Annotated in this window: 7 protein-coding genes; 1 reads left to right on the top strand and 6 read right to left on the bottom strand. The window is 64.8% G+C overall.

Going from position 1 to position 10,920, the window contains the following annotated elements:
• Window positions 1-273: 273 nt before the first annotated feature.
• On the bottom strand, window positions 274-1,488 hold the full coding sequence (locus tag ABY44_RS20485) for an MFS transporter (RefSeq protein ID WP_081072695.1): 1,215 nt from the start codon (window positions 1,486-1,488) through the stop codon (window positions 274-276).
• 403 nt (window positions 1,489-1,891) lie between these two features.
• Between ABY44_RS20485 and ABY44_RS20480 the strand changes: the two genes are divergently transcribed.
• A complete protein-coding gene (locus ABY44_RS20480) occupies window positions 1,892-2,422 on the top strand; it encodes a toxin (RefSeq protein ID WP_060174382.1) in 531 nt (176 codons plus the stop codon).
• Between the two features lie 34 nt (window positions 2,423-2,456).
• Here ABY44_RS20480 and ABY44_RS20475 read toward each other — a convergent pair whose 3' ends face one another.
• The 5 genes from ABY44_RS20475 to ABY44_RS20455 form a co-directional block, all read right to left on the bottom strand.
• Window positions 2,457-3,206, bottom strand: coding sequence for an SDR family oxidoreductase (locus ABY44_RS20475; RefSeq protein WP_060174515.1), 750 nt, complete (start codon window positions 3,204-3,206; stop codon window positions 2,457-2,459).
• A 237-nt stretch (window positions 3,207-3,443) separates the two neighbouring features.
• Complete coding sequence (locus ABY44_RS20470) at window positions 3,444-3,851, bottom strand: VOC family protein (RefSeq protein ID WP_027792704.1); 408 nt, start codon at window positions 3,849-3,851, stop codon at window positions 3,444-3,446.
• Between the two features lie 315 nt (window positions 3,852-4,166).
• The gene (locus tag ABY44_RS20465) at window positions 4,167-5,081 is read right to left on the bottom strand and encodes a hypothetical protein (protein WP_060174384.1); all 915 of its coding nucleotides are present in this window, start codon (window positions 5,079-5,081) and stop codon (window positions 4,167-4,169) included.
• A gap of 31 nt (window positions 5,082-5,112) precedes the next feature.
• Window positions 5,113-5,361: a hypothetical protein gene (locus ABY44_RS20460; RefSeq protein WP_060174385.1), complete on the bottom strand. Its 249-nt coding sequence runs from the start codon at window positions 5,359-5,361 to the stop codon at window positions 5,113-5,115.
• 177 nt (window positions 5,362-5,538) lie between these two features.
• Complete coding sequence (locus ABY44_RS20455; protein ID WP_060174386.1) at window positions 5,539-9,873, bottom strand: YadA-like family protein; 4,335 nt, start codon at window positions 9,871-9,873, stop codon at window positions 5,539-5,541.
• Between the last annotated feature and the right edge of the window lie 1,047 nt (window positions 9,874-10,920).

Below are 10,920 nucleotides of genomic sequence, written 5' to 3'. Positions count from 1 at the left end.
CGGGCGCGCCGCAGGGATTTTTAATACCCCTCCGATTCTCGTCCTTGATGACACTGCCTTTTAATTCGTAGTAAAAGCCTCGCGAACGACGCGCGAGAACATGACTTCTACGAATCTTTCGTTTGAGCCGCACGGCACAGCCGGCAGCATGAGCGCGTCACACTGCCTCTTGTATCGGCATATCCGCGCAGCGTGACGCGGATGCGCGGCCGCACGCCGCTGTTTTCGCGAGAGATGCATACGGCCGATGAACCGTCCGTTGACGTCGGCCGCCTACTTGCCCCGCACCTTGACCTGCACCACCAGCCACGTCAGCGCCCCCAGCACGAATACGGCGAGCGTCCACGCGCCGCCATGGTGCTGCAGCACCGCGGCCGTCGCGGCGATGCCCGCCAGTCCCTGCTGCAGGAAGCCGCACAAGGCCATCGCATGCGCGCCGTGTTCATGCGCATCGCTGACGGCGGTCGCCATGCTGTTCGGAAACAGCACCGCCTGGCCGAAGATCGCCAGGCAATACAGCGCGATGAAGATCCACAGGCCGGTGAAATGGGTCAGCAGGCCGCTCAGCCACGACACCAGCATCAACGTGGTTGCGAACGCAAGCAACGCAGCACCGGCATGCATCAGCCGGACGCCGCCATGCCGTCTCACGAGGCGGTTGACCAGCATCGCCCCGCTGAAATAGGCCACGCCGAGCAGCAGGCCGATACTGCCGAAGCTCGTCACGGCCAGCTTGAAATGTTCCTGGAACACGAACGGGCTCACCTCCTGCAAGGTGACGGTCGTCGCGAACCCCAATCCGCCCGCGCAGGCTGGCCACAGGAAGCCCGGGCGCCGCAGCAGGAGCCAGTAGGTACCGGCCAGGCCCGACGGTTTGGCGGCTCGGCTTCCCGCCTTCAACGGCAACGCGTACGACAGCGCGATCGCCAGCGCGGCGACGACGGCCATCAGCACGAAACCCGTTTGCCAATGACTGTATCGGCCGATGAGCCCGCCGATGAACTGGCCGCCGCCCAGGGCCGTGATGAAGGCGATCGACAACACGGAGAGGCGTCGTGCCAGTTCGTCGCCGCGCCAGTTGTCGCGGACGACGATTCGGGCGATGATCGCCGCGCCGCCGCCGCCGATGCCCTGGATGGCGCGCAACACGAGCAGCGTCGGTGCGACCGTGCAGCCGGCGAGCAGCAGGCTGCTGCCAATGAACAGCAGCAGCGAAATCAGCAGCGGGCCGCGCCGGCCCCAGCGTTCCGCGGCAGCGCCCCAGAATGGCACCGGCAGCGCGGCACCGATCACATAGGCGGAGATGGATAACTCGGCGCCGCCTTGCGTCATCTTCAACTCGCGCATGACGACAGGCAGCGACGGCAGGTACACCGTCGTCGCCATTTGCGCCATGAATACGACCAGGCACGCCAGCGCCATCAGGGAAGCAGCCGACGCCGCAGGTTCGCACGGCGCACCGGCGGCAAGAACGGGTTTGTCGCTCATGCCAGCCCTCGATCCGGTCGGAACGCGCACCCGGTCGTTGCCCATTCGAGCGCACATGACGGGCTCCCGTCGCGGGCGCTATCCGCGTACATGCGCGTCTGAAATCCGGGTTCGGTCGCCATCGTTTCTCTCACGTTATTTTTTTCGGGGTTTGCCGCAGCAGTGGGCGGCAGGACTGAAGCGGCTGATTGTACAAAGGTGCGGGAAACGAATGGTAGACGCCGAATTCAAATGACCGTTGCGGAGCGGCGAGGGGCTCCCGGCTCCGCCCGCCGCGACAATGCAGGAAGTGTGGTGGGGCAAGCAGGGCCATAGCCGATATTCAATGACGAACCGCAGTCGAGCGACCGCTTCGTGCATGAGGCACAATAGCCGGCCTCAACATTCAACCGCGATCAAACCCATGCGCTTCGTCGTCGTTGGAACCAGCGGAGCGGGGAAATCCACCTTTTCCAGCGCACTGGCGGTGGCAGCAGGCTGCCCGTACATCGAGCTGGATCGACTCTACTGGGGCCCCGACTGGACAGCCGTGCCGCCGGAACAGTTCGAGCGCGCCGTGCTGGCCGCGACGGCCGGCGACCGATGGGTCGCCGACGGGAACTACAGCGCCGTGCGCGACGTGCTCTGGTCGAGAGCCACTCACGTGATCTGGCTCAACTTCGGGCGGCGGACAGTGTTCTCCCGGGTGCTCTGGCGCACGTTGAGCCGCGGGCTCATGCGCACCGAGCTTTCGCACGGCAACCGCGAGTCGCTGCGGATGGCATTTTCGCGAGAGTCGGTGCTGCTGTGGTCGTACACCACGTTCGCCAGGAATCGCGTCAAGTTCGCCGGCCTGCGCGACGACCCGAAATACGCGCATCTGCACTGGACGGAAGTCACCCGGCCTTCGCGCACCCGCGCGGTCATCGACATGCTGGCTCGCGCCGGCGGTTGAGCGCGGCGCGACGCGCGTTTGCGGCGATGCGAATTCACTTCACGGCCGCATTGCCTCCGTCGGCGAACAGGGCCGAGCCGGTAACGAAACTGGCCATCGGGCTCGCCAGAAACAGCGCCGCGGATGCGATCTCGTCGGGGCGGGCGATGCGCTTCATCGCGTGGAGCCCGGCCGCCCATTCCTTCTGCTCGGGGTCTCCCCCCATCGCGGTGTCCACACCGCCCGGCAACAGTGCGTTTGCCCGAATCCCCCGTGCCGCGTAGTCGGCGGTGATGCCCTTCACCAGTCCCATCAAGCCGGCCTTGGACGCACCATACGCGGACATGCCGGGTAGCCCGACGCTGGTCCCGACGAAGCTGGACGTGAAGACGATCGAGCCGCCTCCGCGTTCGAGCATCGCGGGAATCTGGTTGCTTGCGCCCAGGAAGGCGGCCGTCAGATTGGTAGACAGCGTGTGCTGCCAATCGTCGAGCGAGATGTCCGCGAGCGGTTTGAGCGGCCCGACGGTTCCCGCGTTGTTGATCGCGATGTCGAGACCGCCGAACTCGCGCAGGGCCGTCGCGACGAGCCTTCGATGCGTATCGACGTGACAGACGTCGCCGGCGCAGGCGAACGCCTGCCCGCCGTGACGACGAATCTCGCTGGCCACCTGATTCAACGCGGATTCGCTTCGCGCACCCAATACGATTGACGCGCCATGCGCCGCGAACATCAATGCGATCGCCCGGCCGACTCCGGTGGAGGCACCGGTGACGATGGCGACTTTCCCGTCGAGTAAGGTCATCTTCTTCACATCCCGTGAGTGAGGTCAGTCACGGCAATGTAGGCGACCGTTTGCAGGCAGACACTCCGTTTCTTGCTGTTGAAGTCCGGTGCAACTGCATCGCGGGTGGTGCGGCACGGCCATGTCGCGCGCTGCAGCGATCTGCACGTGATGGAGATGCGCAGCCTTCCCGACCTGCACGGTCATTGAAACGGCGGCCCGCGCCGGCACCCGAACGCGGTATGACGCTTGCCGGCGTCAGTCGTCGAACGTGCCTTGATATTCAGGCGCGGCATCCGCGCGCGTGTTCAGCTCGAACATCACGCCGCCCGGCGCGCGGCAGAAGAAACGCGAACCGCGCCCGTTGTTGAAGACGTCCGTCACCATCTCGACGCCCTCTTCCCTGAAGCGTTCGAACAACGTGCGAACGGCATCGAGGCTCGGCAGCTCGAACCCGACGTGGAAATTCGTCGGCCACGCGGTCTCATCGTCACCGGCGTGATCGATCACTACGTCGAAGCCCGGGCGCTTGAGGATCCAGGATTTGTCCCAGCTTCCCGCGATCGTGAAGCCGAGATGCCGCTCGAAGAATCGGGCCGTCGCCAGTGTGTCGGCGGAGGGGAAGCTCAGGTGATTGAGCTTCATGGTTTGCGTCATGGCAGTCATTGCGAGTCTCCGTCATGCGTCGATCGGCGGAGGCCCCATGCCGTTCCGCCCGACGCACCCAGAATACGAGCCGCGGCTCGCATTCGACAATTCGCATTCGCCGCCTGGCTCGACAGCGCGCGAACCCGCGAGAAATCGCGGATCGGGGCGCGGTTGCGAGCGCTGCGGATCGCGCCATTCGCATTTGTCCGTGATTTGGCTGAGCCACATCACTTCCAGCAGCCGCCCACGTTGTTTCTCGAGAGAGCCATCTCCATTGGATCCTCTTTCCGGACAGGTGGAACCATCGTTGAAAGCGACACGCCCCATGCCGCCCTACGTCTTCGCCGCTTCGTAAACCTTCGTCTTCGGATTGAACCGGTATTCGACGACATCCGCGGCGCCGTCGGTCTTTTTCCGGCCGGCGTTGTCGATACCCGTCCCGGTCATCGCCACGCGAAGGCGCGGCCAGTCCCGGCCGTCTGCCGGCAGGAACGTCAGCGTCGCCGAGCCTTCCACGCACGGTATCCGGTTGCCGGTACCCGCGGCATCGCATGCCGCGCCGCTGTCATTGCCGCGAAATACGTTGCCGGCATAGGTCCAGTCGGTATCGTCAGGATTGCTGGACGCATCGGTGCGCCGATAGACGAACATGCCGAACGACTTGATCCGGGTACCGGAAGCCAGGTACCAGGTCGGCACGGCCAGCACGATCCGCCCGTCCGGCAGGGTCGTGCTCACGGCCGGTTCCCTGTCGTCGATCGTGTCAGCCTTTTCGTAGCGGCCAAACTCGCCGATCGAGCGTTCCGACTCGACCATGTTCCAGCCGGCCACGCCGCCGTCCGAGATCCATTCGAAGGTAGCCTCCGTGATCGTCACCCTGGCATCGGGCGCCGGCTCGGCGGTGTTCTCCTGTTCGGCGTACATGTTCGGCGTCTCGTACGCGAAGCCGGTGAAGTAGTGGCCGCCGTTCAGGTCGAACGCGTGGCCGTACCAATACGTGGCCTGGCTTCCGTTGGCGATCTCCATCGTCGCCTCGCCATGCGCGTCCTTCTGGTAAATGCCCTCGAGCACCTGGCCGGGCCTGGGCGGCACGGGCGAGTCGCGCCCTTCGCGCTGCGAGGTAATGGCCTGCGTCGCCGACGCGGCCGCCGGCTGCGCATTCGATGCCGTATCGACCTCACCGGAACGATCCCCGCATGCCGCGACCAGAAGCGAAACGACGGACAGCCACGCAAACTTCCCGATCATGTGCCTTTACCCCCGTGGATTGTCCGGGCGCTCAGCGGTACCTGCCGCCGTAACCGGGCGGAAAAGCCGACGCGATGGCGGCGCTCGCCGCGAAGGCGTGCCGCCGAATCTGACGCGGCAACGCGACGCGCTGCGCGGGAAGCATCCTGTTCTCGGGTTTCATCGTTTTCATTTTGTCGTTGTCGGCGCCAATACGGGACTGGAAGACGTGCTCGGACACGCTCAATGCGGAGTGCATTGCGCCAGCGCCGATTATCTCCACAATCGGCGAATAAATCATCCATCGACGGCATCGCCTGCCGGACGAGCCCGGCGTAGCCATACCGCTCTTCGCGACGCCTCAAGCGTCGATGGCCCGGGGTCGACAGACACACCCCGGGCCACGGATCTCCCGCCGGTGCCGGGCATCACGACCGCTGCCCGACACCACCGTTCGATCGATACTGCGCGGACAACGTCAGAACTGGTAACCCGCGCCCACCACCGCGCCGAAGTCCGAACGCGTGTTGCCCGTCACCGACGCCTTGACGACCCAGCGGTTGCTTTCCGTCACGTACGAGTACCCGGCGGCGAAACCCTGCTGGCCGTGATAGTTCGACGTCGCCGCCGAGACCATCGAGCGGCCCGCGCCCGTCGGTTGCGGCAGGCCGGCCACGGCCATTGCCGATGCCACGCCGCCGTACATGTCCTTCTTCAGGTCGTTGAACGAGTTGTACACCTGGCCGATGCGCTGGTCGGTGTAGCCCTTCGCCTGCGACGTGGCGGTCGACAGGTTGTCGTTCAGCTGCTGCACGTTCACCGCGTCGGTCGGCGCCGTGCCGGCCGCGACGTTCGTGACCTGGCGCTCGCTGCCCTTCGCACCGACCGAGAACGAATTGTCGCGATCGGCGACGGAGCCCTGGCCGACCGCCACCGCGTTCTTGCCGGTTGCGGTTGCCGTCGACCCGATCGAACCCGCATCGGCACGTGCGATCCACGTCGTGTTCGCATCGGTCGCCGCCGCACGGATCTGGTCGTTGGCCGCCGCGTTCTTCAGCGCGTTGTTGAACTGGCCCATGTTGACCGCGTCGTTGTCCTTCACGCCCGCCGCGACACCGGTCAGCACGCGGTCGCCCGACGTGCCGGAGAAGTTCACGCTGGTGCCGCCGGTGTCCTTCCCGACCGTGATCGCGCCGTTCGGATCCTGCTGCTGCACGAGGCCGGCCTTGCCGTTCGCGATGTTGTTCACGTTCCCCTGCAGGTTCGTGATGTCGGTCGTGTTCTTCGCGACCTGCTGGTTGGTCGCGTAGAGCTGCGAGCCGTTCACCGCATCCGTGCTGGTTGCGCTGAGCGTGCCGGCCTGCACGTTGGTGATGCGCGTGCCGCCTGCGCCGCCGAGCGTGATCGAGCTCTTCGACGCGTCGTCGTACTGCACCGCGAGCGCACCGAGCTGGTTGAGGCTCGACTGCACACCCTTCAGCTGCTTGACGTTCACCGCGTCGGTATCGGCGGTGCCCGCGGCGACGTTCTTCAGCACGACGGCCGCATTCGCGTCGCCGCCGATGAGCGATACCGAATTCATCCGGTTGCCGTTCGCGTCGACGTCGTACTTGACGACGTTCTTCACGGCCTCGCCCGCCTGGTTGGACACCTGCGTGATCTGCTGTTCGAGCGACGATTTCACGCCCGACAACTGGCCGCCGTTCACCGCGTCCGTGCTGCCCGCGGCGACGTTGCCGTCGGCCACGTTCGTCAGCTTCGTCGGTGCACCGCCGCGCGCCGCGTTGTAGGCACCGAGCGTCGGGTCGAACTGCAGCGCGTCCTGCTGCAGCCCCGCGATCGCGGCCGTGTTGCCCGCGATGTTCGTTTCCGCATTGCCGATGCGCGTTTCGTGATTCTCGAGCGTCGTCGTGTTGTTGAGAACGCGGCCGTCGAGATTCGTGAGCGCGTCGCCGACATTGTTGAACGAACCGCCGCCGACCTTGTAGTCCGGCGCGCTGATCGAGCCGTCCGGATTCGCCGTCGCGCCGCCGCCCAGCGCGGCCGCCGCGCCGTCGGTTGCACGGCGCAGTTGCGCGCCGTTCACCGCGTCCGTGCTGCCGGCCGCGACGTTGCCTTCCGCGATGTTGGTCAGGCGCACCGGGCTCCCGCCGTTGCCTGCGCCGAGCGAAACCTGCTTCTTGCTCGCGTCGTCGTACTTCACGGCGAGTGCATCGAGCTGGCTCGTGCCGTCCTGGATCGCCGCGTTCAACTGGTCGACGTTGACCGCGTCCGTGCCGTTCTTGCCGGCCGCGACGTTGCCGATGCGTTGCGGGCCGTTGCCGCCGTGGCTCGCGTCGTAGGTCCCGAGGTTCGCGTTCCACTGGAGCGCGTCCTGCTGGAGCGCCGCGATGTTGCCGGTGTTCGTCGTCACCTGGTTGCCGAGCGTCGTCACGTTGTTGCTGACGTTCGTAATCGACTGGTTCAGCGTATCGGTTGCCTTGCCGAGCTGGCCGACGTTCACGGCGTCGCTCGCGGCAGTGCCGTCCGCCACGTTGTGCAGGCCGACCGGCGACTGCGCGCCCTTGCCGCCGAGCGTCACGCCGCTGTGCGCAGCGTCGTCGTACTGCACCGCGTTCTTCGTCGCGTTGCCGATCTGGTTGTTGATCGACGTGCTCAAGTTGCCGAGCGTCGTATTGATGTTGTTCGTCACGCTCGTGCTGAGCGACGACAGGCCGCCGTTCAGTTGCCCGACGTTCACCGCGTCGGTGTTCGCGACACCGGCCGCGACATTGTGCAGCGTCGTGCCGTTCGTGCCGGCGAACGTCACCGAGTCGAAGCCGCTCTGGCCGTCGTACTTGACGTTGCGCGTGTCGGCCGCCTGCAGGTTGCTGATGTTGGTGGTCGCCGTGCTCAGCGACGCATTGATGCCGGTGACGTTGCTCTGCAGGTTCGTGATGTTCGACGCGGCGGTCGAGATCGACGATTGCAGCGGCGCGATGCTGCCGTTCAGCTGACCGACGTTGACCGCGTCGGTGTCGGCGATGCCGGCCGCGACGTTGCCGATGCGTTGCGGGCCGTTGCCGCCGTGGCTCGCATCGTATGCGCCGAGGTTCGTGTTCCACAGAAGCGCGTCCTGCTGGAGCGCCGCGATGTTGCCCGTGTTCGTCGTGACCTGATTGCCGACATTCGTAATCGACTGGTTCAGCGTATCGGTTGCCTTGCCGAGCTGGCCGACGTTCACGGCATCGCTCGCGGCAACGCCGTCCGCCACGTTGTGCAGGCCGACCGGCGACTGGGCACCCTTGCCGCCGAGCGTCACGCCGCTGTGCGCGTCATCGTCGTACTGCACCGCATTCTTCGTCGCGTCGCCGATCTGGTTGGTGATCGACGTGCTCAGGTTGCCGAGCGTCGTGCTGAGGTTGTTCGTCACGCTCGTGCTGAGCGACGACAGGCCGCCGTTCAGTTGCCCGACGTTCACCGCGTCGGTATCGGCGACACCGGCCGCGACGTTGTGCAGCGTCGTGCCGTTCGTGCCGGCGAACGTCACCGAATCGAAGCCGCTCTGGCCGTCGTACTTGACGTTGCGTGCGTCGGCCGCCTGCAGGTTGCCGATATTCGTGGTTGCCGTGCTCAGCGATGTATTGATGTCCGTGACGCTGCTTTGCAGGTTCGTGATGTTCGACGACGCCGTCGAAATGGACGTCTGCAGCGGGGCGACACTGCCCTTCAGCTGGCCGACGTTGACCGCATCGGTGTCGGCGACGCCGGCCGCGACGCCGCCGATCGTGGTGCCGTTGCTGCCGTCGAGCGCGATCGCTGCGTGCGAATCGTCGGTGTATTTCACGACGTTCTTCGTCGCCGTCACGATGCTGGTGCTGAGGCTGTTGCCCACGCTGGTCACACGCTGGTCGACGTTCGAAATCGTGGTCGACAGCGAATTGCCGACCGACGTCACGCGCGCGTCGACGTTGGCGATGCTCGTGCTGAGCGTGCCGTTCACGTTCTTCAGCTGCTGGACGTTGACGGCATCCGTATCGGCCGCGCCCGCCGCGACGTTCTTGAGCTGACGCTCGGCGCCGATGGCGCCGAACGACACCGCGCCGCCGACCGGCGCGGCCGTGCCGCCGAACACCGGCGTGCCGCCGTTGTTCGCGCCGACGCTGCCCGAGCCGATCGCCACCTGGTTGTTGTCGTTCGTCTGCGCGCCCGCACCGATCGCCACGGATTGCGTACCGCCGGCGCGCGTCTGTGTCGCCGCGTCATACGACGCGCCGGCCGACACGCCGTCGCTCGAAGTCGGGTTCGCGCCGCCGATCGCAACCGAACGGTCGCCGCTTGCCAGCGCCGAGTGGCCGAGTGCGATCGAGCTCGTGCCGCGCGCATCGGCGACGTTGCCGAGCGCCATCGAGAAGTCGCCGACCGCGGCCGACTGACGGCCGACGGCGAGCGACGTATTGCCTTGCGCGACGGCTACCGTGCCGATGGCCGTGGCCGAGTTTGCCAGCGCCTGCGAACCGACGCCGATCGCAATCGCGCCCCCGCTGCTGGTGCCGCCCTTGCTGCTCGCATTCGACTGGTCGCCGATCGCGATCCCGCTGGTACCGGCCCTGGCGTTCGTCCCCATCGTGACGTTTGCCGTGCTCACCGCCACGTAACTTCCGCTCTTGGTCGACACGCACAGCGGGTTCGTCCCGTCGATGCACTGGCCGTTCAGCGCGTTGTCCGGGTTGCCGCGGTCGACGAAGTTGTCCGCATGCGCGGCCCCCGCGATCAGGACACCTGCACCCGTGAACATGGCGGCGGCGAGCGCCGAAATCTGCTTCCTCTTCATGGTCTTCTGCTCCGTTTTGTAGCGTCTGGTTTGTATACGGACTACTTAATTTGCTTGAAGGATTCAGCTGCGATTGCGACTGCGATTACGATTACGACTTCAGTGCGGAACCCGATTCCGATGCCCGGCCCGAGCGTGCCGAAGGCGACACGCACCGCCCGCCCGTAGCGACGGGACGTTCGAAAGCCCGGGCACGCCGTTGGTGTGACGGCCCGTTCCGTTAATCCGGTTAATTCATTAGGAGTGCATATCGTTTTATATGGGCGAATTCGCCCATCGACTGAATCCGGAGATTCAACCCGCCGTTATGGACACCCCTGATTTGATGTCGCGCCGACCGCGACCAACCCCGCTTCTTTTATTTCATCGACGGCAACCGGACGTGCGCCTGAGCGCTACGGACTTGCGTTCGGACGAGCATCAATTGATGCCACGGCCCCGAATCACGCAACGTCCGTCACAACCCTCCGTGCCTTGTGCTGCCCCGTGCAACCCTGCGTTCAAAGTTCGGACGAATTATGAGACACGCACTCAAATTATTGAAGGCGACATTCTTTATAGATTGTAAAATCCAATATATTCAATAAGTTGCGTTAAAAATGCGCATCTCGCAAACGATTTCGCGACGCCGGAATTAATCCAGATGTTTTGTCGAGCGGACAAATGCTTTGCCGAAGCGGATTAAAAACAAATTCCAGCGAAAATATTTCTGCAGAAAAACCACCGGGCCGCGCGATCGCGTGCGGGCAAGAATGAAAATGGCGGAAATGGACAGGCATCAGGGTGCCACACCGCTAACGCAAATCACAATATCTGATTAAGAATCAGAAAACTGGAATGAAGTAAATAGAGTCAATGCGTCTGGCAAGAATCGAAATATCCCCCTACAATTCGGCTCGCATCGACACGGTCAGCCGCACCCTTTTCCACGCGCGGCGACGGCAACGCTTCGCGTCCTTACCGGATCAGCGATCAATACAAGCAACGCCGGGTATTACGCCGACCGGTCGTCTGTCGCGCGGTTTACGCGAAATCCGAATATCGATG

It is taken from the genome of Burkholderia sp. ZZQ-2, assembly GCF_050768715.1.
Classification (GTDB): Bacteria; Pseudomonadota; Gammaproteobacteria; order Burkholderiales; family Burkholderiaceae; genus Burkholderia; species Burkholderia cepacia.
This window is presented reverse-complemented; position numbering and strand designations above follow the sequence as displayed.